This window comes from Clostridium taeniosporum, from assembly GCF_001735765.2.
In the GTDB taxonomy this organism is placed as follows: domain Bacteria; phylum Bacillota; class Clostridia; order Clostridiales; family Clostridiaceae; genus Clostridium; species Clostridium taeniosporum.
Genome location: NZ_CP017253.2, coordinates 2,995,516 through 3,020,157 on the forward strand (window position 1 = coordinate 2,995,516; position 24,642 = coordinate 3,020,157).

Consider the following 24,642-nt stretch of genomic DNA (forward strand, 5'->3'; position numbering starts at 1 on the left):
CCCCCTAATCAAGCTTCTGCGTTATTACTTCTAAAGCTTTATTAAATTGAGGATCTATGTTTCTATCATATTTTTCTTTAAATAAATCTTTAGGTATTTTTACTTCATAATCAGGTAGTATCCCCTTTTTATGAATGTTTTCTCCATTAGGAGTATAGTATTTTGAAACTGTTACTTTAAGTCCACCTATGTCATTTGAAAATCTTATAGGTTGTTGAACTATTCCTTTTCCAAATGTAGTTGTTCCAACTATAGTTGCAGCTTTATAATCTCTTAATGCTCCTGTAACAACCTCTGATGCACTTGCACTTCCTCCATCAACAAGTAACACTAAAGGGAAACCTTCAGCTATTCCACTAATAGCTGGTGATTCTGCTTTATTATTATATTTATCTATAGTATAAGTTATTATTTTTCCTTGTGGTATAAATTGAGATGCTACTCCAACTGCTTGTGAAAGTAATCCACCTGGATTTCCTCTTAAGTCTAGTATTAAACCTTTCATTCCTGAGTTTTTCAATTCTGTTATTTTATTTTTAAAATCATCTGTAATATTTTCATCCATAAAAGAAGTTAATTGTATATATCCAACAGATGAATTAATCATTTCTCCTCTTATTGACTGTACCTTTATAACATCTCTAGTTACATTTACATCAAATGTATCATTTTCTCCTCTAGCAATTGTTAATTTCACTTCTGCTTTTTCTTTTCCACTAATCATAGATATTGCTTTATCAAGTTCTTCTCCATTTAATTCAATATCATTTACTTTTTGTATTACATCGCCAGCTTGTAATCCTGCTGAAGCTGCTGGTGATCCTTCTATTGGAGATATAATTGTTATTTTATCATTCTTTACTCCAACTTGAACTCCTATTCCCATAAAACTACCTGTAGTTTGTTCCATAAATTTACCAAACTCTTCTTTATTCATAAATACTGTATAAGGATCTTTTAAAGATGCTGTCATACCTTTAATTGCTCCTTCTAATAAAACATTATCATCTATTTCACCATCAAATTTTGATATTAACGCTTCTCTCACTTGAAATAATGCTGAATATTTATCCACATCTTTCATTTGTTTTAATTCACTTGAAACTTTTGATGAAGCTGTAGTTAATATTATACCTTTTGTAGCTAAATAATTTCCTACAAATACGCAGCCTATACCACTAACAACTAACATGGCAGTAATTATAATTATTTGCCATACTTTATTTATTCTACGCTTTTCCTCATCTCTTTTTAAATAATTCACCGCTTTAGACTCCCTTTCGTATAAAAAAAATAATAAACCACTACTCTTTAATATATTTTACTTATTTATATTATTAGAATAAATAAAGTATTAATACTCTATTTATTCTAATAATTAAAAATATCTAAAGAATACTTGGTCCATTATTTCTATTTATAAACTAATTCTATTCTTATTTATGTTAAATTATACTATTAAGAATTTTCTTAAAGCCGATGCACTAGCAATTCCACCAACTAAAATTCCACCTATTACAAATTCCAATAGCATAACTTTTAAAATGTACATAGGAGGTACAAGTGTAACAAACATCATCATTGATGATATCCAACTAAATAATCCTTTATAAGCAAAGAATAATATTACACATGATAATGTAGAACCTAAAATTCCAATTACCATACCTTCTATTATAAAAGGCCATCTTATAAACCAATCGGTAGCTCCTACAAATTTCATTATTCCAACTTCTCTTCTTCTTGAATAAACCGTTAATTTTGTTGTATTCATTATTAAGAAAATAGATACCCCAACTAATATTATAAATAATGCTCCACCAACTATATTTATACCTTTTACAAATTTAACTATTCCATCAACAACCTGTTTTTGTTTTTGATTATCTATCTTTTCAATTCCTGTAAACCCCTCTAAAGCTTGGCTTATATTATTCGCATATTCAGGTGATTCAAGCTTTACAGTAAATGATGCTGGAAATGGATTATGTTCTAAAGTATACCCTTGTAATAAACCTTCATGTTCACTTGTTGTTTCTTTAACTTTTTTATAAGCCTCTTCTTTTGATTTATATACAACATCCTTTACACCATCTAATTCTCTCAACTTTAATTCTATTTCTCTTTGATCAATAAGTTTTATATCATCTTTAAGAAATACTTCAAGCTCAACCTTATCTTTTACACTATTAATAGCTTCATTTACGTTTCCAGCTAATAATATAAATGTCCCTAAAACAAAGAAGGTTATAAGTACTGTAAGTATTGAGGCAAAACTTATAGTTCTATTTCTTTTTAAACTAGTAAATGCATCTTTTATAAAATATGTAATTGTATTAATTCTCATCTTTATACTTACCTCTCTTTTCGTCTCTTACTATTTCTCCTCTATCAATTGCTATAACTCTCTTTTTCATATAATCAACTATATCCTTTGCATGAGTTGCCATCAAAATAGTTGTCCCAGATTTATTTATATCATCTAACAATTCCATTATTTCTCTAGCTGTCTCTGGATCTAGATTTCCTGTTGGTTCATCAGCTATTAAAACTGATGGATTATTTACCAATGCTCTTGCAAGAGATACTCTTTGCTGCTCTCCCCCAGATAATTCGTTAGGGAACATTTTATATTTATGAGATAAACCCACTAATGATAATACCATAGGTACTCTTCTTCTTATTTCTCTTGGTGATGCTCCCACTACCCTCATAGCAAAGGCAACATTTTCATATACATTTAAATTAGGTATCAATCTAAAATCCTGAAACACCATACCTATTTTTCTTCTATAATAAGGTATTTGTCTTCTAGTTATAGTTGATAAATCCTTCTTTCCTATTATTATCTTACCATTAGTTGGTTCTACTTCTTTCAATATCATTTTTATAAATGTTGATTTTCCTGATCCACTTGGTCCTACCAAGAAAACAAATTCGCCTGCATTTATTTCTATATTTACATCACTTAATGCTTTAACATTATTATCATATATTTTCGATATATTCTTAAACTCAATCATATTAACTCTCCTTTGGATGAAATTATACAATTTCTCTGTAAAACTTACAAAGTAATTATATCATAGAAGAGTTTTTAATGTTATACAAATTTATTAAATATACAACTTCTATTATTTTTAATCTTTTTGAATATCTTTAAAACCTTCTCCTAAAACTTCATGAACTTCTCCTACAGATATAAATGCTCTTTTATCAGTTTCTTGTATAAATCTTTTTAACTTTATAAATTGATTCCTACTTAATACAGCATATAAAACTGTAGAATCATTTCCAGTAAAACCACCAACCCCCTTTAAAAAAGTACATCCTCTCTCTAATACTTTTATTATATATTTACTAATTTCATCATTTTTTTCGCTAATAATAACCACTTGTTTACATATATTAAAACCTTCTATAAATTTGTCTATAAGTGTTCCTAAGATTATTACACTAAGCATAGAATACAACCCTATATCTATAGTAAATACTAACGCTGCTACAAATGTAATAATAAAATCTACTATTAACAAAGATTTTCCTATATCTAAATTTAAAAATTTATTTAGTATCTTAGCTAATATATCAGTTCCTCCAGTAGAGGAATTTTGATTAAATACTAAGGCCATACCAATAGCTGCTATTATCGTTCCAAAAACTGTAGCTATAATTAAATCTGTGGATATCGCTACTGGATTAAAGAATTTTTCTATAAACCACATTATTATTGATAAACCTAGACTTGCATATATTGTTTTAACCCCAAAATCCCCATTTATAAATATAAAAGATACAATTAACAATACAGCATTTAATATAAAAGTTATACCTCCTACTGACATATTAGGTGCATATTTATTTATTATAATACCTATTCCTGTTACACCACCACCAGCAAGATTATTAGGTATAAAGAAATATTCATTTCCTAATGCAACTAATATTATACCTAATGTTATTATTCCATACTCTTTCATGAAATTTTTCATAATTATCCCCCCTATTTACCGGAAAATATATTTTTTATTAATTTTAACTATTATTAAATTATTAAATTTTGCATTTTATTTTTCTATAGTATGTTAATAAATTTATATTTCCACAATTGCCTTTTATTATTCAAAATATGTAATAATCACTCTATATTTTCCCATTTTTTTCTTTTAATATCAACACTTAAACATTCAATAGTTCTTGTAAACATAAAAAATTCTACTTTAAAGATTTTCTAAAAATATATATTTTTAAATTTTATAAACGAATTTTTCCTCTAATTATCAACTTTCCACTCTCCACATCTTAACTAATATTTAATCTAAGTTAGATTTATAAGCTTTTTAATCTTTAAAATTTCTATAATTTTTTATTCTTTAGGTTTTATTTCTTAACCTTTAAGCAAAAGTATAATCTAAGTTATCCTCAGATTTTAAAAAATATAGTTTCTTAAAGAATAAAAAAAGGTAGCAATAAATACTATTGCTACCTAATAAGGCACATTCAAATAAATAACTAAGAGTATTCTAGTTTATTTTTTTAACCAATTCTTCCTTGAAACCTACTAATAGCAAAACCATTAACAGAACCCAAGTCATTGTATTTCACAAAATATCCGTCGCATCTTCACTTATTATTTATTTTTATATGCGTAATAAATTTAATTATCTTTTAATTGATACTGCCTTTTTAGCCTTTTCAACTATATTTTCAGTTGTTAATCCGTATGCTTTTAATAATTGTTCTGGTTTTCCACTTTCACCAAATGTATCTTGAATTCCAACTTTTAATACTGGAACTGGCATTTCTTCAGCTAATACTTCTGATACAGCAGAACCTAATCCACCAATTATGCTATGTTCTTCTGCAGTAACAATAGCACCTGTTTCTTTAGCTGCTTTTACTAATAATTCTGAATCTATTGGTTTTATAGTATGAATATTAATAACTCTTGCATTTATTCCATCTTTAGCTAACTCTTCCTTGGCTTCTAATGCTAATTTAACCATTATTCCTGTTGCTACTATAGTAACATCAACTCCTTCAGCTAATGTTATGCCTTTTCCTATTTCAAACTTATAATCAGCATTATTATTTACACTTTCAACCGCCAATCTACCAAGTCTTACATAACACGGTCCTTTATATTCAGCTACTGCTAAAATAGCAGCTTCTGTTTCAATTCCATCAGCTGGATTTATTACTGTCATGTTAGGAACACTTCTCATTAATGAAATATCTTCAACTGATTGGTGAGATGCTCCATCTTCTCCTACTGTTAATCCTGCATGAGTTGCACAAACTTTAACATTAAGATTTGGATAACAAATTGAATTTCTAATTTGTTCAAATGCTCTACCTGCTGCAAACATTGCAAATGTACTAACAAATGGAACTTTTCCACAAGTTGAAAGACCTGCTGCAACTCCCATCATATTAGCTTCTGCTATTCCCATATTTATAAATCTTTCTGGTGAAGCAGCTTTAAAATCTGCTGTTTTTGTTGACTTTGATAAATCTGCATCTAATACTACAACATCTTTATTTATGTTTGAAAGTTTTACTAATGCCTTACCATAAGCTTCTCTAGTTGCCATTTTATTACCCATTAGTTTTCCCCTCCAATTTCTTTTAATGCTTGATCACGTTGTTCTACGCTAGGTGCCGTTCCATGCCATCCTGCTTGATTTTCCATAAATGAAACACCTTTTCCTTTTACTGTTTTACATACTATAACAGTTGGTTTTCCTTTTGTATTTTTAGCTTTTTCAATTGCTTCTAAAATTTGATCATAATTATGACCATCTATTACTAATGTATTCCATCCAAAAGCTTCAAATTTTTTATCAATCGGAGCTGGATTCATTACATCTGAAATATTTCCATCTATTTGTAGTCCATTATAATCTACAAAAGCAGTCAAATTATCTAATTTATAGTGAGCTGCTGACATTGATGCTTCCCAAACTTGACCTTCCTCAAGCTCACCATCACCCAATATAGTATAAACTCTATAATTTTTATTATCTAATTTACCTGCCAATGCCATTCCAACAGCTGCTGAAATTCCTTGACCTAATGAACCTGTTGACATATCAATTCCTGGTAAGTCATTCATGTTAGGATGTCCTTGTAATTTAGATCCTATTTTTCTTAAAGTTTTTAACTCTTCTACATCAAAATAACCTTTTCTTGCTAAAGCACTATATAATGCTGGTGCAGCATGTCCTTTTGATAATACAAATCTGTCTCTATCAGGATTTTTAGGATTTTTAGGATCAATGTTCATTTCATTAAAAAATAATACACTCATTATATCTGCTATTGATAAAGATCCACCTGGATGTCCTGATGCTGATTCAGTAAGCATAGTTACTATGTCTTTTCTTATAAGCTTTGAAACTTCTTGAAGCTTTTCTTTGTTATTATTCATACTATAATCCTCCTATGATTAAATTCCTTACCTAGAACATATTTTTTCTTTGTTACATACAATTTATTCTATCATAATTATTTATATTTGTATATATATGTACATATATAAATATAATGATATACTAATAAATTATATATTGCTATATTTGCTATACAATTTATCAGTATTATATATATCACTAATTAAAAAAATATATATTTAGCAATTTCATATTTAAATTCCATTAAAAAGTTTTTTCCTTAAATTTAAACTATCACTTCTCAACTTACATCTGTTATCACATATCAACTAATATTTATATTAACTTAAATTTTGTCTCTTTTCTGATGTTTAAGAATTCTATAATTAGTATATACAAAAAGGAGTAGATATTGAATCTACTCCATAAATTTTTTATATTTTAGTTAAGATTTAGACTTATGATTAAAGATTTATTAACTTTTTTCATGTCACAATCAGTCATATGTCCAATTTTTTCTTTTAATCTTCGCTTGTCTAAAGTCCTTATTTGTTCTAATAATACAACTGAATCTCTGTTTAAACCATACTCTTCTGAAGATATCTCAACATGAGTAGGTAATTTAGCCTTATTTATTTGTGAAGTTATTGCTGCCACAATAACAGTAGGACTATATCTATTTCCTATATCATTTTGTATTACAATAACTGGGCGTATTCCGCCTTGTTCAGATCCTATAACCGGACTTAAATCAGCATAAAAAATATCTCCTCTTTTTACTACCATAGTTGCCATTTCAAATAATCACTCTCCGCAAAGCCATATCTCGTATTCATTAATATCACTTAATAGCTTTTCAATCCCATCTCTAGAAAGTTCCAAATTTAACTCTGCCATATCTTGATAACCTTTTATCATTGAGTATTCAAAATCGGCTAAACTCATATCTTCAATCGTATCATCAATATATAGTATTATTGAATCACTCATAAATTCACTCTTTTTTTTATTTGTACAAAATATATCCTGATTTTTTTTATTTTTATTAAAATGTGACATAATTTCTCCTCCATAGTAGCAAAAATCCTATGTATATATTTATTATATTGCAAATTATGTCAATTTGTCAAAAGAATTGTCCTTTTTTTGTGATATATTTTTTATTAAATTAAGAGTTTTACTGTTTTATATTATATATAACAATTAATTAACTAAAACGTATGTATCTTTCGATACTTTCTATGAAATAATCTTAAGCTAATTCTCGGATATTAATATGGCTTAATTTTATTTAAATCTAATATTTTAATAATTTATTGGAAGAATATTAACTATATAGATTAAAAAATATTTTATTTTTAGGTTGTCCATATCCTTCCACATAATAGTTTGCTTTCAAAAAAATATATTGATTAAAATAACTCATCACTTAAATTCTGTTCAATCTTAAAATCTTTATAAGTTGCAATAACTCTTTCATTTCCATTAACATCAAATATCTTCAACAATATAGGTGATTTTGTTTTTTTATCTATATAAAATTTTCCTTTTTCAAAATGTTTGTTATTCATATCGTATTTTAAATCAACTTCTAAATAGTTGCCATCCCCCCATTCTTTAACACCCTCTTTTATCTCTCCTAACATTTTATTTGATAAAACATTATTTATTGATGTTAATGGATAAATAACATCAATATTTCCATCAAGTTTAAATTCTTCTCCTTGAAAATCTTTTACTTGTATTTCTCCTTTATTGTAAACTTTTACTGTTTTTTTATCTTGTCCAAATTCAATTCTTAATCCTTTGTTACTACTATAATATTGTGTTGTTAATTCCTTTATCTCGCCTCTAGAATTTTTAAATGTATACTCTACGCCTGTACTATATTCTTTTATGTTCTTAACATAATTCAAAATTTCTTCATTTGTAGGAATTAAAATATGCCTAAATAAAACTATTAATAAAATAGTTATAATTGGTATAAGTAATAAAGTAGATAAAAGCATTTTTCTTTTTAATGTATTTTTTTTCTTATCCATTACTCCTCCAAAGCTTTATTAATACCTTATTACTATTATGAAAAGTTTTTTTATTTTATTCTTAATTACTTAATAATATTATTAATTTTTCTTGGTAAACTGCTTATAATATCTCTTGCATTAACTATAAATGCATCTTTTGATATTTCATCAGCTATTTTTCCATGTATATAAGATCCTAAAATAGCTGCTTCTTCAATTTTTGATCCTTGAGCTACTAATCCTGTTATTATACCTGTTAATGCATCTCCCATTCCACCAGATGCCATTTTACTATTACCAGTTTGATTTATGTAAGTTTTGCTATGAGTACAAATTACTGTTCTATAACCTTTTAACAATAAATTTATTCTGTAATCCTCAAAGAATTTTCTTGATATACCAACTCTATCATTTTCGATTTCACTAATACTTAAGTCCAAAAATCTTGCCAATTCTCCCGGATGTGGTGTCATAATTGATCTATTCTCTAAATATTGGGTCAATGACTTATTTTTTGATAACAAAGTTATTGCATCTGCATCAATGACTATAGGGCAAGTTGTTTTTTTTACAACTTTTTCAAATAATTTTCTTTCTTTTTCTCCAATTCCAAGGCCAGGACCAATTGCTATAACTTGAGCTTTCTTTAATAGGTCATCTAATTTATTATCTTCTGTATTCAATGTCATAGCTTCTATTAGTTTGTTAGATAATATTGATTGTACTTCTTTAGGACAAACCAAAGTAACTAACCCTGCACCACTTCTTACTGTACATTCAGTAGTTATAAAAGCTGCTCCTGTAAACCCTACATTTCCTGAAATAATAAGTGCTCTACCATAGTTCCCTTTGTGTCCATAAATATTTCTTTTAGGAATTAATTCTTTATATTCAAAATCACTTAATATACAAATTCCATCACTATTTTTTTCTTTTATTTTTTGAGGAATACCTATGTTTACAACTTTAAGATTTCCTAAATATTTAATAGCTTCATAATTTAAAAATCCCATTTTAACAACTTCAAATGTATACGTATAATTTGCCTTTATTGAAATTCCTTTAGGTATCCCCTCATCACAATCTAATCCCGATGGAACATCTACTGATATAATTCTTTTTGAACTAATATTTATTTGCTCTATAACAGTTTTAAAAATACCTGTAAGTTCCCTGTTTAATCCAACACCAAACAATGCATCAACTATGACATCTGAGTTCTTAATATTAATAACTAAATCATTAAATATATCTTTTTCAGATTTAATCTTTTTAATTTCTATGTCTTCTAAATTACTTAATATACTTAAATTCGTTCTAAAATCACTACTATAATTTTCACTAATTCCAACGATATATACTTTTACTTTTTTGCCTTTATTAAACAAATGTCTGCATATAGCTAAACCATCTCCACCATTATTTCCTTGACCACATATTACAATAAAACTTTTTCCCATATCACATATTTCTTCACTTATTGATTTAGCTGCATTTTCCATTAAAACAATACTCGGAATCCCTATCTCTTTAATTGTTACTTCATCAATTAATTTACACTTCTTAGAAGACATAACTTCCACTTATATCACCTCTATTATTGCATATGCTATAGCATCAGTATTACTATGAGATATACTAACAAAAATATTATGATTTTTTAAATCGAATTTTTCATACAGTTTATTACTTAAATTTACTATTGGCTTCCCTAAATCATCCCTTAATATTTCTATATCTTTTAATCCAAATCCTCTAAATCCACTTCCTAATGCTTTACTTATAGCTTCTTTTCCAGCAAAATTTCCAGCTATTGTATTAGCTTTAAATTTTCTTGATTTAAAATATTGAATTTCATTTTCTGTAAAATACCTACTTATAAAATTTATATTATTTTCAATAGCTTTATTCATTCTTTCTATTTCTACTATGTCCGTTCCAATTCCTTTTATCAAAATGTTACTCCTCCTAATGAAAGTTACTTTATTTAGTATATACTAAATAAAATATTTAAGTAATATTTTACAATTAATTTGCAGCCTCTTTAGTAATAAAATTGTCAAATTCATATACATGCTTGTCTACATATTCTCCAATTATATCTATAAGATGTATTGGTGAAACTCTATTTTCATATAATTTAGTAAGTAAAGTTTTTACATTATGTCTATTCGTTGAAACTAAGTTGACTGAATCCTTTTCATAAAATACATCATTTGGACTTTTGCTTTGTACTTCTATACCATATCCTACTTTTCCCTTATATAGTGATTTGGTTAACCTATATTTGTACTCAAAATTATTTTCATTATCTACAGATGTGTACTCTTCTATGATATTCATATAATTCTTCAACCCCTTATTAATTTATAACACATGTTTATATTATCACATTAATGTTTTATAAAATGTCAAAGCATGTCCTGATATTTAGTTATTTATATATTTTTTATTGACAATAAATTTTGAAACTTGCTATTTATTAACGTATAAATAAATATATTTGAAATTAAATTTAAAGTATTTGTCGAATATTAATTAAATTATATAAATTTAATTTTAATTTTAGTCTATATTTGTATATACAATTTTATACATTATTCTAAAATAAAAAATAAGCTATTTTAAGTAAACCCACTCTACTTAAAATAGCTTATTTTTTCTCATTTTAACCTCATAAATTTCATTATAACCATAATTGAAAATTGAAACTGAAAACTTTTTAGTTATCGTTTACATTATTTATTATATCACATTTATTTATTAATTCAACATTTGGAAAATAATTTATTAATATTTTCCTTAAATTTTATTTTTAACTATATTATTATTACTTAAATATTTATCTAATTATGAAAGTGCCCTTTATATATTTTATTTTTAACTTAAATTTTCCTCTGAAACTTTTTCTGATCTTTTATTTCCTAAAAATTTAAAATTTTCTCCAACAACTTCTGCTCTATATCTTTTATTACCTTCTTTATCTTCATAACTACCAGTTCTTAATCTACCGCTTAAGCTTATACTATCTCCTTTTTTCATATAACGACATATAACCTCTGCTTTTTTTTCCCCACACCACTATAGGTATTAAGTCAGCTTTCCTAGTTCCATCTAAACTTTTAAATGGTCTATCTACAGCAATTATAAATTTACTATAAGTTTTATTATCTTTTTCTGTATACATAAGTTCAGGGTCCTTTATGAAGTTTCCTACTAATACTATGTTATTCATTATATTACACCTCCTGAATATTTCTTTTATGATTATATCCAGTTTATGTAATTATATTCAGAATACATAATTAACTTATAATTGATTTTTAAATTCTCCTAAAACACAATTTATTTCTACACCCAAAATAAATAGAATAGAAATTAAAAATAACCAAGTCATTAATACAAAAACAGCTCCAACACTACCATAAAATCTAGAATAATTTCCAAAATTATCTACATAAAAAGAAAATCCATAAGATGTTATCAACCATCCTATTGTACTAAAAATTGCTCCTGGAATTACCTCTTTCCATCTTAATCTTTTAACAGGAGTAAATCTATATATTGATGCAAATACAAATATCATTATAATTACTACAAAACTATATCTACATATGTTCCAAAAAACAATAAATGCTTTTGTAAAAGGAATAAATTTAATAATATAATTTACTATTACATTTCCAAATACAAACATTGATAATGCTAATATTATTGTTAACGCTAATGCTATTACACTAAACATAGAAATTATTAATCTTTTTATAAATGATCTGTTTTCCTTTAAGGCATAAGCTTTATTTACACCTTTAATTACTGCTCTAAATCCTGAAGATGATGTCCATAAAGCCAATAAGATTGAAATTTCTAGCAATCCTGTATATTTATTATTAAAAACCTCTATTATTATTGAAGAAGTCAATTCAAATACGGCTTCTGGAACTATAGATTTTATTCCATTTAATATTTGTAAATAATCTAGATTGCTAACTCCTACTAATGTGATTAAAAAAATAATAAATGGGAAAAATGATAATAATAAGTAATATGCTAGTTGAGATGCTAATGCAAAAATATCGTCATTTTTTACTTTTATAATTAAATGTAATAATAATCTTAATTTCTGTCTTAAATCAATATTCGTATCACCCATCAAATCACCATTTCCTATCTTTAGATATTATTTCTTGTTTAATTCTTATATCAAATTATATTAATAAACTTGTTAATTAAAATCGTAATCTATTTTTATATTTTATAGATAAATCTTATAAAATATTCATTACACATTAAAAATAACTAAATACAATTGCATTTCTTTATAAAATTTTTCTTATTAAATATTTTATATTTAATTGTAAATTATGCATAGTTAATTGTTTATTTTTAAAAAATATTATCTACTTTAAATGTTAAAACTCTATATTTTCTTGCAAATAAATATAGGATTTAGTGAGTTAAATTCTCACTAAATCCTAATAATAAAATTAATATGTTAACACACATTTAAATAATTATTATTTTTTATAGTTTATATATCTTATCTCTGTTATTAACTACATCTTTAGTTGCATTTCTTGTATCATATACAACTTTAGCTTTACTTACTATTTCTTCATAATCATAGCAACTATGACTAGTTGTTATAACAACAATATCACTTTCATCTATAACTTCTTTCCAATCTACAGAGTTATAAACTTTATTCTTATACTTAGAAACTTCACAATATGGATCATTTACTATTACATTGGCTCCATTCTTTTCAAAAAGCTCTATAACTTTAAATGCTGGTGATTCTCTATAATCATCAATATCATTTTTGTAAGCAACTCCTAATACAAGAACTTTTGAACCATTAAGTGCTTTTTTATGTTTATTTAATATTTTCATTACATTATCTAATACAAATTCAGGCATTGAATCATTTATTTCTCCTGAAGTTTCTATTAATCTTGTATGATAATCATATTCCTTTGCTTTCCATTCTAAATAAAATGGATCAAGTGGTATGCAGTGTCCTCCTAAACCTGGACCTGGGTAAAAAGGCATAAAACCATATGGCTTAGTTTTTGCTGCATCGATAACTTCCCATACATCTATTCCCATTCTATTACATAAAATAGCCATCTCATTAGCTAATCCAATATTAATATTTCTAAATGTATTTTCTAATATTTTCTCCATTTCAGCTACTGCTGGTGATGAAACAGTATGTATTTCACCTTCTAAAATATTTTTATATAATGCTGCTGCAACTTCTGTACAATCTTCGCTACAACCACCAACAACTTTTGGGGTATTTTTAGTATTAAAACTCTTATTACCTGGATCAACTCTTTCTGGTGAAAATGCTAAGAAAAAGTCTTCTCCGCATTTTAATCCACTTTCTTCCAGAATAGGTTTAAGTACTTCTTCAGTAGTTCCTGGATAAGTTGTACTTTCAAGAACTATTAACATACCTTTATGCATATATTTTGCAACGCTTTTTGTAGACTCTACAACATAAGATAAATCTGGTTGTTTATATAAATCAAGTGGTGTAGGTACACAAATACAGATAGTATCTACATCTTTTACAAAACTAAAATCTGTAGTAGCTCTCAATATTTTGTCATTAACTAACATTTTTAATTTTTCATCTACTACATCACCTATATAATTTTGTCCTTCATTAACCATTTGCACCTTTTTGTCTTGAACATCAAATCCAATAGTTTCATATCCAGCACTTGCTTTTTCTACAGCTAATGGTAAACCAACGTATCCTAATCCAACTACCCCTACTTTAGCAGTTCTATTATTTATTTTATCTAATAATTGTTGCTTTAACTCTGACATTTATTTTGTACCTCCTAAATCTACACACTCAACTTTTTCATTAGATTTTATATATTCCTCATTACAACTTTCACAAATCGCCTTATCGTTCTTAAAATCTAATTTTGAACCACATTTGCATACATATCCTTTAACTATTCCCGGATTTCCAACAACTAAAGCATAATCTGGTATATTTTTAGTAACTACAGCTCCAGCTCCAATTAAAGCATATTTACCTATATTATGACCACATACAATTGTTACATTAGCCCCAATTGACGCACCTTTTCCTATAATAGTTTGTTTATATTCATTTTTTCTTTCTATAAAACTTCTAGGATTTATAACATTTGTAAATACACACGATGGTCCTAAAAACACATCATCTTCACAAATAACACCAGTATATACAGATACATTATTTTGTATTTTAACTCCATTTCCTAGTTCTACTCCAGGAGACACAACAACATTTTGACCTATATTACATCTTTCGCCTACAACTGAATTACTCATTATATGAGAAAAATGCCATATTTTAGTTCCTTCTCCTATCTGAACATTATCATCTACATAACTGGATTCATGCACAAAATATTTTTTATCCATAAATTATACCCTCTCTATTCGCTCTTTATAGAATCAATTATATATTTTATTTGTTCCTCTGTTAATTCTGGATAAACAGGTATAGCAAATGTTCTATGTGAAAGATGTTCTGCAACTGGCATATCCCCTTCTTTATATCCAAGATCCTTATACACTTTTTGTAAATGTAATGGAACAGGATAATATACTCCAGTAGCTACACCCTTATTTTTAAGTTTATTTAACATTTTTTCTCTATCTTCTGTTTGTAATACATATTGATGATATATAGATTCATTTTCATCCCTAACACTTGGTATAACAACATTAGAACATTTAAGTTCTTCATCATATACGTGAGCTATTTCTCTTCTTCTTGCATTCCATTTGTCCAAATGAGGTAGTTTAACCTTTAGTATGGCTGCTTGAATAGCATCTAATCTAGAATTATATCCAATTAAATAATTATAATATTTTAATGGATTATATACTGTATCATCCTCAATGTTAGATTTTTCTATATCCTCATTTATATTATTTAATAAGTTATATGCTTTTTGTCCTGTTTCACCACTTCCATGAGTTCTTAGTGCCTTTGCTATAGTAGCAATATTATCGTCAGAAGTAACTATCATACCTCCATCACCAGCACATGAAAGATTCTTTGTTGGAAAGAATGAAAAACAAGCTATATCTCCTATTAAGCCTATCATCTTTCCTTTATATTTTGATCCAACTGCCTGACAGGCATCTTCAATTACTTTTAAATTATATTTTTTAGCTATATCATTTATTTTATCCATATCAGCACTTTGACCAAATATATGTACTGGTATGATCGCTTTTGTTTTTTCTGTTATTTTTTCTTCTATCTTACTTGGATCTATATTAAAAGTATCTTTTTCTACGTCTACAAAAACTGGCTTTGCTCCTACAGCTGATATACATTCAGCAGATGCAAAGTAAGTAAATGTTGAAGTTATTACTTCATCACCCTGGCCAATTCCTAAAGCTTTTAATGCGATAACTAATGCATCTGTTCCATTTCCTACTGAAATAGCATGCTTAACTCCTACATAACTTGCAAAATCCTTTTCAAATTCAGATACATTTTTTCCCATTATGTAATTTGCAGAATATAGAACTTCTTTAGTTACTCTATCTAACTCTTCAGAAACAGACTTATATTGAGCTTTTAAATCAATTAATGGAATATTCATTTTCCTCGCTCCTTCAATTTTACTTATATTACCAATTTATTATTTTGATAATTCATCCTCACTAAATTATAACAAATATTTAACTTCTAAATATTAATTATTTATAAAAAATATCTTATCTCATTAATTTAGTTACCATAAAGCTACTTATTTTGATAAACTAACATGAATATTTTAACATACTTAAATAGATAAATAAACTTTTTATTTTACATGAATAAAAAACAAATTGCTATTAATACTACTTAAATTTAGTGTACATAAAAATATGTTTTATAACAGTAATTATTATATGGCATATAACTAAAGAGGCACTTACTCAAATAAAAGCATTTTATTTGAGTAAGTGCCTAATAACTCTCTTCATACTCTTGTTTAATTAGGTACATTCAAATAAATAACTATTAAGTATATTAGTTTATTTTGCGAACTCCCTCTCCCTTAGAATATACTAATAACACAACTATTAGTGAAACCCAAGTCATTATATTTCACAAAATATCCGTCACATCTTTGATTTGTTATTTATTTTCATATGCCTAATCTGCATGATATTCATTTACTATTCTTTGAACCAATTTTTTAATTACACTAGCTTCAGCTATTAAAGATAAAACTAATAAAAATACAGTTATTCTTTCTTCCTCAGATTCTTTTAAGTTTAAACATTTAACTCTTTCTTTTAGTTTTTGCTCATTTTCTAATGATGCTTTTAAATACTCATTTAAACTTTCTTCTTGTATTTCAGAAAATATTTTATAAGCATCTTGCCAACATATTATGTCATCATTTCTTTCATTTATTTCATTAAAAGCTAAACTAAAAACTTTTTTTATTTCCTCAGTAGTTAATACTGGTCTCATATAACTTAGTAACACCAATTGAACTAAATGTATTTTAGTATATCCTCTTTTTTTGCCATCTTCTGGCTTAGTAATAACTTCACTTTTTATATAATTTTGAACTATATTATTTGTAAACTTTTCATCAATAAATTTATCATTTAAGTAATCTATAACTTGAGATAAAAATAAATCATATTTTGGTAAATCTTCATATGAAATTAAACTATTTTCGGATATCTTTTCAACTATTTCTTTTATATAAGACGACTCCATATGATTATCCATATAATATCCCACACTTTCTTAGTATATTTACATACAGTATATAGTAAAAATAAACTTATTACAAGTTATTTTTACCATTATAATCTTTTCAATACATTTCTATTATATATTATAATTCAAAAATTTAGTATATATAATTTAAAATACCACTTTTTATAGTTTTTTTGTTTTTGCTTTATTTATAATAATTTTAAATTATAATTTTAAAAAATTATTATTTTTTGTATTATTAAGACAATATATATTATTTTTATATATATTTTTAAGATTTTTTATATTTTTTAATCTTTATATAACAATTTGGTAATTATCCAATTTTTCTAATTATTACTAATTGTTTTTGATTTTTTATTTAAATATAGGCTTATCCTATTTAACCTCAGTAATTGTGCAATTTTTCATATTAAAATTTCCTTATATTACATGCAAAAAAATTCTAGAAATTCTATTGACATTTCTAAAATATGGTAGTATATTTTATATATAATGTTTATTAAAGTTGAAATTTGTAACTTATTATACAAAAAACATAAAATATATATTGACTTTATATTACATACTTGGTAATATGTCAGAGTAGAATGTCGAACATTGTAATTAGGAGGAATTTTTTATGAAATCAACAGGTGTAGTTAGAAGAGTAGATGAATTAGGTAGAATTGTTATTCCAATAGAATTAAGAAGAACTTTGGATATCGCTGAAAAAGACGCTTTAGAAATTTATGTAGACGGTGAACAAATCATACTAAAAAAATACGAACCAGCTTGTATTTTCTGCGGAGATGCAAGAGACGTTATAAACTATAAAGGAAAAAATGTTTGTACTAATTGTTTAGATGAAATCAAAAACAATAGATAATACCTAATATAAAATAAGAAGCATCTATACGCATAGATGCTTCTTGTTCTATAAAGAATCATAAAAAATAATTATAAATAAAATATTCTTATAAATAATTATTATATATTAATTGAAAATTTATAAACTTCACTTTTAGGCACTTCCCTGTCCTTAGCAACAGCTTTAATAGCTTCTTTCTTACTGAGACCTTCATTTATATATTTTATTATATGATCTTCAATAGATAAATCTATCCATTCTTTTTCTTTTTCTTGTTTTATCTCTTCAAGTCTTTTACCTTCAAGTACAAGAACAAATTCACCTCTAGGTTTATTTTCTGTAAAATAATTTATAGAATCTTCTATTGTACCTCTAAATATTTGCTCATATAATTTTGTTAATTCTCTACATACTGCGATTTGTCTATTTCCAAAAGAATCATGTAAAAAAGATAACGTATCAATTAATCTATGAGGTGCTTCATAAAATATTAAAGTTTCTTGATTTTGAATTAATTCTTCTTTTATTTTTTTTCTCTCTTTATTTTCTCTAGGTAAAAAACCTCTAAATATAAATTTAGTTGTATCTAGACCAGAATAAACTAATGCTGTTGTTATAGCAGTTGCTCCAGGTAAAACAATAAATTCTATACCCTTTTCTATACATCTTTTAACTATAACACTTCCCGGATCAGATATACCTGGTGTTCCAGCATCTGATACTAACGCTATTGTTTCACCATTTAAAATTTTATCAATAATTTCATCACTTTTATCATTTTCATTATATTTATGATAACTTATCAATGTTTTTTTAATATCAAAATGATTTAATAATTTCAAAGTCTGCCTAGTATCTTCTGCTGCTATAATATCTGCTTCTTTTAATACTTCCAATGCTCTTAACGTTATATCTTTTAAATTTCCTATTGGTGTAGGTACTAAATATAACTTTCCTGCTTCCATTTTAAATCCTCCCATAAATTCTATCTATTTCATTTGTATAAGATCCATCTTCATTGTGAACATATAAAGGAATATCCCATTTCAGGTATGCTCCACCATCTCTTTGCCCTTCTACTAATACTATATTAGCTGCTTTTCCTGGTTTAGGATATATCATTTTAACTCTCTTTGGTTCTATTTTGTATTTTCTCATTAATGTAAATATATCTGCTAACCTTTCAGGCCTATGAACTATAAACATCCTACCATTGTCTTTTAATAATAATCTTGATGCATATATTACATCTTCCAAATTACATAAAACCTCATGTCTAGCAATAGCTAATTTATCACTAGGATTTATAATTCCAGCATTATTCAATTTATATGGTGGATTTACAGTAACAATATCAAATTTATCTATTTTCTTTAAATATTCTATATTTTTTAAATTCTCATTTATAAATATAATCTTATCTTCTAAATTATTAAGTTTTACACTTTTTTTAGCCATATCAACCATTTCTTTTTGTATTTCTAAACCATAAATTTCTTTAGGATTATATTTACCTTGTAATAAAAATGGTATTATTCCTGTTCCAGTACATAAATCCATAACTCTATGTTTGTTTTTAACATTTGCAAAATCAGACAATATTACAGCGTCTACTCCAAATTTAAAACCATTAATCTTTTGTATTAATCGTAAGCCTTTTAGTTGTAAATCATCTATAACTTCGTCTTTATCTAAATTAATTAAACTATTTTCAATCATAAATTTCTTCCTTTATCCGCATATTCTAAATAATTATAACTTATACATTTATTCTAAACAACTTAATATAAATTTAGTATTTTTATTTAAAGCTATATTTTAGCATAATATTAATACATATTTAGATCATGATCTTATTTCCTAAGCATCAAAATAAGGCTAGATAGTTACCTATCTAACCTTAGATATATATTAAATTATAAAATTCTTCTAGCTGCATAAAATTTATATACTGAAGATACCTTTACAACATCTCCTGTTTGTGGAGCATGAATCATATTACCTCCACCAACGTATATCCCAACATGTCCTGCATGGGTAAATACTAAATCTCCTGGTTGTAATTGGCTTCGTGATACAGGTACACCTACTCCTATTTGTGAATAAGTAGTTCTTGTTATATCAACACCTGCTGCTTTTCTATATACATATTGAGTAAATCCGGAACAATCAAAATGGCTTGGACCTGTTGCTCCATACACGTAGGCCTTTCCTAAGTGCTTGTATGCTTCATTTAATATAGATTGTGCATTTCCTGCCGATGGCACAGTAACATTTGAAGATCCTAAATTCCCCCTATTAGGAGATTTATTTGCAGCTGCTATTGCAGCTCTTCTAGCTTCTTCTTCTTCTCGTTCCTTTTGTGCTACTTTCGATTTTGCACTTTCAATCTTCGCATTTACTTCTTCTATAACTGTTGGACTTTTAAGTTGGTTATCCCTTATATTTCTTAATTGAGATATTACTGATTTTAAATCGCTAAGAGAGCTACTTGAACTATCTATCACATCAAATTGTGATTTAACAACCTCTTTTTCTGCTTGTGATAAATATTCCTTGTCAAATTTCTTCTTTTCTTCTTTTGTCTTCTCAACTAATGCTTCTTGATCTTTTTTCTTATCATCTAATTCTGATAAACTTACTTGAACTTCAGCATTAAGCTTGTCTATTTTCTTCTTTTTATCTTCCAATGAAGATATTTTTTCATTTAAAGAATCTCTTTTTTCAACAATCTCTTCTATGGCTTTTTTATCTGTACCTAATATTCTACCTAATGACTCTGCTCTTGAAAAGAAATCACTAGTAGACTCTGATTCAAATAAGAAGTTTAAATAACTAAATTCCATATTTCCTGACATATATATAGCTTTTAATCTCTCACCTAATGCTTCATCTAATTTAGAAATATCTTCTTTACATTGTTCTATATCTTTACCTGTATTATCAATTTGTGTGTTTACATTCTTAATTTCTTTTTTATTATTTAAAACAGTTTGTTCTAAAGGTTCTATTTGAGTATTTAAATCATAAATTTTATCTTGAATTTCATTTATATTACGTTCTATTTCAGCATATTTTTGTCTAGTTTCATTTAATTGTTTATTTTCAGGCGTAGCAAAAACTGGCACTGAATTACCTAAAACAATCATGGTGGCTAACATTGCAGCTAAAAGCTTTTTTCTCATTAAATCCCGGTTCTTTTAGGAACCTTCCCTCCTTTATATTAACAAAATGCGTTTACATATCTAAAATTATATCACTTTACATATTTATGGACAACTTTTCTACAGTATTAATACAAAGAATTATACCATATTCTTTTTAAAATAGTCCATAATGCCCTAATTTTCTAAACTATACTACATAAAATATTAGTTATCAAAGGTTTTCAACCCATTATATTACTTATTTAAAAATTTTAATAAAATAATCTAAATATATGTTAGTTAAAAGTTTACATAACATTATTATATTAACATATAAAATAGTAAAATTAAATTCTTGACATAAGTTTTTTGAGATAATATAATTATTTTCATCTGCACTATTTAATACAACATAAAAAGAACTTAAGGGATCGCCTCAAGTTCTTTTTATTATTTAATAATATACTTTTCCAAATAATCTGTGGATAACTTCTAAAACGTCATATTCTAAAAATGTTACGAGTATCAATAAAAATAATCATATACCATTATTTCTGCACTATCTCTTAAAAATGTACATGCTAAAAAATGGATGCCTCACATTTGCTTAGTGATTTTTTTTATCTTTTATGGTATTTTTATAAACATACTAAAAGTGTTAGGGGAATGATTATATATGTTAAGTAATATAAATGCAGCCATATTCGATTTAGATGGAACTTTAGTAGATTCTATGATGATTTGGCAACAAATAGATATAGATTATCTTAAAAAAAATGGATATGAATTACCTAAAGATTTAAAAAATGATATTATACATTTAAGTTTTAGACAAACAGCAGAATATTTTAAAAATCGATTCGATCTCGAAGACTCAATTGATACAATATTAAAGCATTGGCATGACATGGCCTTTGAATATTATTCTAATAAAGTTGAATTAAAAGAGGGAGTAAAAGAATTTTTAGATAGCTTAAAATCTAAGAACATAAAAATAGGACTAGCTACTAGTAACTCTAATGAATTATTAGAAGTTTGTTTAAAAGCAAATAATATCTATGATTATTTTGATTCAATAACTACTACAGGTGAAACTAAAAAAGGAAAGGATTCTCCTGATGTATATTTGCTTGCTGCTAAAAGATTAGATACTACTCCAGATAAATGTGTAGTATTTGAAGATATATTGCCAGCTATAAAATCTGCTAAATCAGCTGGAATGAAAGTTATTGCAGTAAAAGATGAATTTAGTATTGATTCAAAAGATGCTATTGTACATGTAGCTGATAAATATATAAGCTCATTTTTTGAGTTGATATAAAAAAATCGCCAAGGCAACTGTGGAGCCGTCGATTTTTTTAGCCATGCACCCTTTCCAAACGTAGTGCAGGAATAATGGTGCGGCATATGATTATTTTTTATTCTTTAGGTTTTATTTCTTAATCATTAAGCAAAAATATAATTTCCTAAAGAATAAAAAAACGTGGCTAAGCCACGTTTTTATGTTATTATTTTCTTTCAACAACATATTTTTCTGATAATTGCTTTATCATTTCTAAATACTTGTTTTGTTGTCTTTCATTCACAAGTTGTCTTAATACTGCTTCTTTAACTTGATCAAATGGAACTGTAGAACCTTCAGTCTTATCTTCAACTAATATTAAGTGATAACCAAATTGAGTTTTAACTGGTTCACTAACTTTTCCAATTTCTGATTCAAAAGCAACTTTTTCAAATTCTGGAACCATAGATCCTTTTCCAAAACTTCCTAAATCTCCACCGTTTTCCTTAGATGGACAAGTTGAATATTTTTTAGCAGCCTCTTCAAATGATAATCCATTAGCTATTTCTTCTTTTATAGAATTAGCTTCTTCTTCAGTCTTAACTAAAATATGTTTTGCTGAAACTTTTGGTGGATTTACAAACATATTTTGATTATTATCATAATATGCTTTAACCTCATCATCAGTTACTGTAACATCAGCTAAAACCTTATTGATTGCTAACTGAGTTAGTGCTTCTTTAGCTAATCCTTCAACTAAGTTTTTGTACTCATCTGTTTTATCTATTTCTAATTCCTTACCAAAATTACGCATTAGTTCAAAAGCTATAACTTGTTCTAATAAAGCTTTTCTTCCTTGCTCTCCTTCAAACATAGCTCTTCTATCTTGTGGATATCTATTTAGTACTACATCTAAATCTTTTTCTTTGATTTCATTTCCAGCAACAATTGCCACTACTTTATTTTCCATTTCAATTCTCCTTTTAACTCTTTTTTTATATACCTCTATATTTTAACAATATAAATCAATATAAATCAATGATAACAATAAAAAAAGAAAATTAATCATTATTATTTTCAAAAATGTTATACTAATTATGGGTGATTTTATGAATAATATATTAAAAAACGATTGGAATAATTATATAGGTGATGAATTTGAAAAAGATTATTACCTTAAATTAAGAAAAAATTTAATACAAGAATATGAAACCAAAACAATCTATCCTGATAAATATAATATCTTTAATGCTCTTCATTATACAGCATTTAAAGATGTTAAAGTTGTGATATTAGGGCAAGATCCTTATCATGGTCCAAATCAAGCACATGGATTAAGCTTTTCTGTAAACCCTGGCGTCAGAATTCCTCCATCACTTTTAAATATTTATAAAGAATTACGTGATGATCTTGGATGCTACATACCTAATAATGGTTACTTAAAAAAATGGGCAGATCAAGGAGTATTGCTTTTAAATGCAGTACTTACTGTAAGAGCAGGTCAGGCTAATTCACATAAAAATATAGGTTGGCAATTTTTCACTGACAACATAATAAAAGTATTGAATACTAGAAAAGAACCTATTATCTTTATTCTTTGGGGCAATAATGCTCAAAAAAAAGAAGAATTAATAACAAATCCAATACATTGTATTATTAAATCAGTGCATCCAAGTCCTCTTTCTGCATCCAGAGGTTTTTTTGGTAGCAAACCATTTTCAAAAACTAATAAATTTTTAGAAGAAAATAATGAAAAACCTATAGATTGGCAAATAGAGAATATTTAGAAGTTATTAAAAGTGGATATTAGTAGTTAAGAGTTCAGGTTAAAAATTTTGTTGGGATTTTTACTATAATAATATCCACTTTTAAATAATTTATAGAATTATTAATTCTTATAACTTTACATTAAAAGATAATTAATAACTTTATGCATTCTTAATTTTACATATAACTTTAATCTATATATGATGTTCTTTGTATTCTTTTATCTTAGAATAGATTAATGAGCTTACTATTCCTAATACTCCTCCTGCTGCAAAAAAAAGTACTGTATTATCAAAAATTGTGCCAATAATAATTCCAACTCCAACTCCAATTGCAATTCCTTTAGCTAAATTTTCATACTCTTTATCAGTTAACATAATTTTTTCTAGCATCAAACTCATCTCCCATCTAAAATATTCTTATTTAAAA

At 26.3% G+C, this 24,642-nt stretch carries 25 protein-coding genes and 1 pseudogene; 3 read left to right on the forward strand and 23 right to left on the reverse strand.

All coding sequences use genetic code 11. The features are described from left to right. Nucleotides 1–4 precede the first annotated feature (4 nt). From BGI42_RS13485 to BGI42_RS13570, 18 genes and pseudogenes are all read right to left on the reverse strand, one after another. Complete coding sequence (locus BGI42_RS13485; protein ID WP_069680795.1) at nucleotides 5–1,264, reverse strand: S41 family peptidase; 1,260 nt, start codon at nucleotides 1,262–1,264, stop codon at nucleotides 5–7. A 186-nt stretch (nucleotides 1,265–1,450) separates the two neighbouring features. After that, nucleotides 1,451–2,347 carry a permease-like cell division protein FtsX gene (gene ftsX / locus BGI42_RS13490; RefSeq protein ID WP_069680796.1) on the reverse strand — a complete coding sequence of 299 codons (897 nt, stop codon included), beginning with the start codon at nucleotides 2,345–2,347 and terminating at the stop codon, nucleotides 1,451–1,453. After that, a complete protein-coding gene (ftsE, locus tag BGI42_RS13495) occupies nucleotides 2,337–3,023 on the reverse strand; it encodes a cell division ATP-binding protein FtsE (protein WP_069680797.1) in 687 nt (228 codons plus the stop codon). Before ftsE ends, ftsX begins: the two co-directional genes overlap by 11 nt. 117 nt (nucleotides 3,024–3,140) lie before the next feature. Continuing rightward, nucleotides 3,141–3,992, reverse strand: a complete 852-nt coding sequence (locus BGI42_RS13500; protein WP_069680798.1) for a YitT family protein — start codon at nucleotides 3,990–3,992, stop codon at nucleotides 3,141–3,143. 669 nt (nucleotides 3,993–4,661) lie between these two features. Continuing rightward, nucleotides 4,662–5,606, reverse strand: coding sequence for a transketolase family protein (locus BGI42_RS13505; RefSeq protein ID WP_069680799.1), 945 nt, complete (start codon nucleotides 5,604–5,606; stop codon nucleotides 4,662–4,664). Further along, nucleotides 5,606–6,430, reverse strand: a complete 825-nt coding sequence (locus tag BGI42_RS13510; RefSeq protein ID WP_069680800.1) for a transketolase — start codon at nucleotides 6,428–6,430, stop codon at nucleotides 5,606–5,608. Before BGI42_RS13510 ends, BGI42_RS13505 begins: the two co-directional genes overlap by 1 nt. Before the next feature lie 403 nt (nucleotides 6,431–6,833). Beyond that, nucleotides 6,834–7,187 (reverse strand): type II toxin-antitoxin system PemK/MazF family toxin, encoded by a 354-nt coding sequence (locus BGI42_RS13515; protein ID WP_069680801.1) that lies wholly within the window; start codon nucleotides 7,185–7,187, stop codon nucleotides 6,834–6,836. Nucleotides 7,188–7,196: 9 nt separating this feature from the next. Beyond that, complete coding sequence (locus BGI42_RS13520; RefSeq protein WP_069680802.1) at nucleotides 7,197–7,451, reverse strand: hypothetical protein; 255 nt, start codon at nucleotides 7,449–7,451, stop codon at nucleotides 7,197–7,199. A 353-nt stretch (nucleotides 7,452–7,804) separates the two neighbouring features. Beyond that, entirely contained in the window at nucleotides 7,805–8,434 is a 630-nt protein-coding gene (locus tag BGI42_RS13525; protein WP_069680803.1) for a germination lipoprotein GerS-related protein, read from the reverse strand. 65 nt (nucleotides 8,435–8,499) lie between these two features. Then, the gene (locus BGI42_RS13530) at nucleotides 8,500–9,999 is read right to left on the reverse strand and encodes an NAD(P)H-hydrate dehydratase (RefSeq protein ID WP_084023892.1); all 1,500 of its coding nucleotides are present in this window, start codon (nucleotides 9,997–9,999) and stop codon (nucleotides 8,500–8,502) included. Then, on the reverse strand, nucleotides 10,000–10,371 hold the full coding sequence (gene acpS / locus BGI42_RS13535; protein ID WP_069680804.1) for a holo-ACP synthase: 372 nt from the start codon (nucleotides 10,369–10,371) through the stop codon (nucleotides 10,000–10,002). 73 nt (nucleotides 10,372–10,444) lie between these two features. Then, the gene (locus tag BGI42_RS13540; RefSeq protein ID WP_069680805.1) at nucleotides 10,445–10,759 is read right to left on the reverse strand and encodes a DUF6514 family protein; all 315 of its coding nucleotides are present in this window, start codon (nucleotides 10,757–10,759) and stop codon (nucleotides 10,445–10,447) included. Between the two features lie 537 nt (nucleotides 10,760–11,296). After that, nucleotides 11,297–11,651, reverse strand: a pseudogene (locus BGI42_RS13545) (single-stranded DNA-binding protein). A 75-nt stretch (nucleotides 11,652–11,726) separates the two neighbouring features. After that, nucleotides 11,727–12,569 carry a YihY/virulence factor BrkB family protein gene (locus BGI42_RS13550; RefSeq protein ID WP_069680806.1) on the reverse strand — a complete coding sequence of 281 codons (843 nt, stop codon included), beginning with the start codon at nucleotides 12,567–12,569 and terminating at the stop codon, nucleotides 11,727–11,729. A 371-nt stretch (nucleotides 12,570–12,940) separates the two neighbouring features. Beyond that, complete coding sequence (locus BGI42_RS13555; protein ID WP_069680807.1) at nucleotides 12,941–14,257, reverse strand: nucleotide sugar dehydrogenase; 1,317 nt, start codon at nucleotides 14,255–14,257, stop codon at nucleotides 12,941–12,943. Beyond that, nucleotides 14,258–14,848, reverse strand: coding sequence for an acyltransferase (locus BGI42_RS13560; RefSeq protein WP_069680808.1), 591 nt, complete (start codon nucleotides 14,846–14,848; stop codon nucleotides 14,258–14,260). It lies immediately after the preceding gene. Between the two features lie 14 nt (nucleotides 14,849–14,862). Beyond that, entirely contained in the window at nucleotides 14,863–16,047 is a 1,185-nt protein-coding gene (locus tag BGI42_RS13565) for a DegT/DnrJ/EryC1/StrS family aminotransferase (RefSeq protein ID WP_069680809.1), read from the reverse strand. A gap of 539 nt (nucleotides 16,048–16,586) precedes the next feature. Further along, on the reverse strand, nucleotides 16,587–17,177 hold the full coding sequence (locus BGI42_RS13570) for a DUF1836 domain-containing protein (RefSeq protein ID WP_069680810.1): 591 nt from the start codon (nucleotides 17,175–17,177) through the stop codon (nucleotides 16,587–16,589). Nucleotides 17,178–17,790: 613 nt separating this feature from the next. Between BGI42_RS13570 and BGI42_RS13575 the strand changes: the two genes are divergently transcribed. Further along, the gene (locus BGI42_RS13575) at nucleotides 17,791–18,036 is read left to right on the forward strand and encodes an AbrB/MazE/SpoVT family DNA-binding domain-containing protein (RefSeq protein ID WP_003369321.1); all 246 of its coding nucleotides are present in this window, start codon (nucleotides 17,791–17,793) and stop codon (nucleotides 18,034–18,036) included. Nucleotides 18,037–18,137: 101 nt separating this feature from the next. On the opposite strand, the gene rsmI is transcribed toward BGI42_RS13575, so the two are convergent. The 3 genes from rsmI to BGI42_RS13590 form a co-directional block, all read right to left on the reverse strand. Next, a complete protein-coding gene (gene rsmI / locus BGI42_RS13580; RefSeq protein ID WP_069680811.1) occupies nucleotides 18,138–18,983 on the reverse strand; it encodes a 16S rRNA (cytidine(1402)-2'-O)-methyltransferase in 846 nt (281 codons plus the stop codon). A 1-nt stretch (nucleotide 18,984) separates the two neighbouring features. After that, entirely contained in the window at nucleotides 18,985–19,737 is a 753-nt protein-coding gene (locus BGI42_RS13585; protein WP_069680812.1) for a tRNA1(Val) (adenine(37)-N6)-methyltransferase, read from the reverse strand. Between the two features lie 197 nt (nucleotides 19,738–19,934). Further along, nucleotides 19,935–21,203 carry a C40 family peptidase gene (locus tag BGI42_RS13590; RefSeq protein ID WP_069680813.1) on the reverse strand — a complete coding sequence of 423 codons (1,269 nt, stop codon included), beginning with the start codon at nucleotides 21,201–21,203 and terminating at the stop codon, nucleotides 19,935–19,937. Nucleotides 21,204–21,840: 637 nt separating this feature from the next. Between BGI42_RS13590 and BGI42_RS13595 the strand changes: the two genes are divergently transcribed. Then, on the forward strand, nucleotides 21,841–22,485 hold the full coding sequence (locus tag BGI42_RS13595; RefSeq protein ID WP_069680814.1) for an HAD family hydrolase: 645 nt from the start codon (nucleotides 21,841–21,843) through the stop codon (nucleotides 22,483–22,485). A 187-nt stretch (nucleotides 22,486–22,672) separates the two neighbouring features. Here BGI42_RS13595 and BGI42_RS13600 read toward each other — a convergent pair whose 3' ends face one another. Next, nucleotides 22,673–23,416 carry a peptidylprolyl isomerase gene (locus BGI42_RS13600; protein ID WP_069680815.1) on the reverse strand — a complete coding sequence of 248 codons (744 nt, stop codon included), beginning with the start codon at nucleotides 23,414–23,416 and terminating at the stop codon, nucleotides 22,673–22,675. Between the two features lie 139 nt (nucleotides 23,417–23,555). On the opposite strand from BGI42_RS13600, the gene BGI42_RS13605 reads away from it, so the two are divergent. Further along, entirely contained in the window at nucleotides 23,556–24,233 is a 678-nt protein-coding gene (locus tag BGI42_RS13605; protein ID WP_069680816.1) for a uracil-DNA glycosylase, read from the forward strand. A 174-nt stretch (nucleotides 24,234–24,407) separates the two neighbouring features. Here BGI42_RS13605 and BGI42_RS13610 read toward each other — a convergent pair whose 3' ends face one another. After that, complete coding sequence (locus tag BGI42_RS13610; RefSeq protein WP_069680817.1) at nucleotides 24,408–24,605, reverse strand: hypothetical protein; 198 nt, start codon at nucleotides 24,603–24,605, stop codon at nucleotides 24,408–24,410. Nucleotides 24,606–24,642 lie beyond the last annotated feature (37 nt).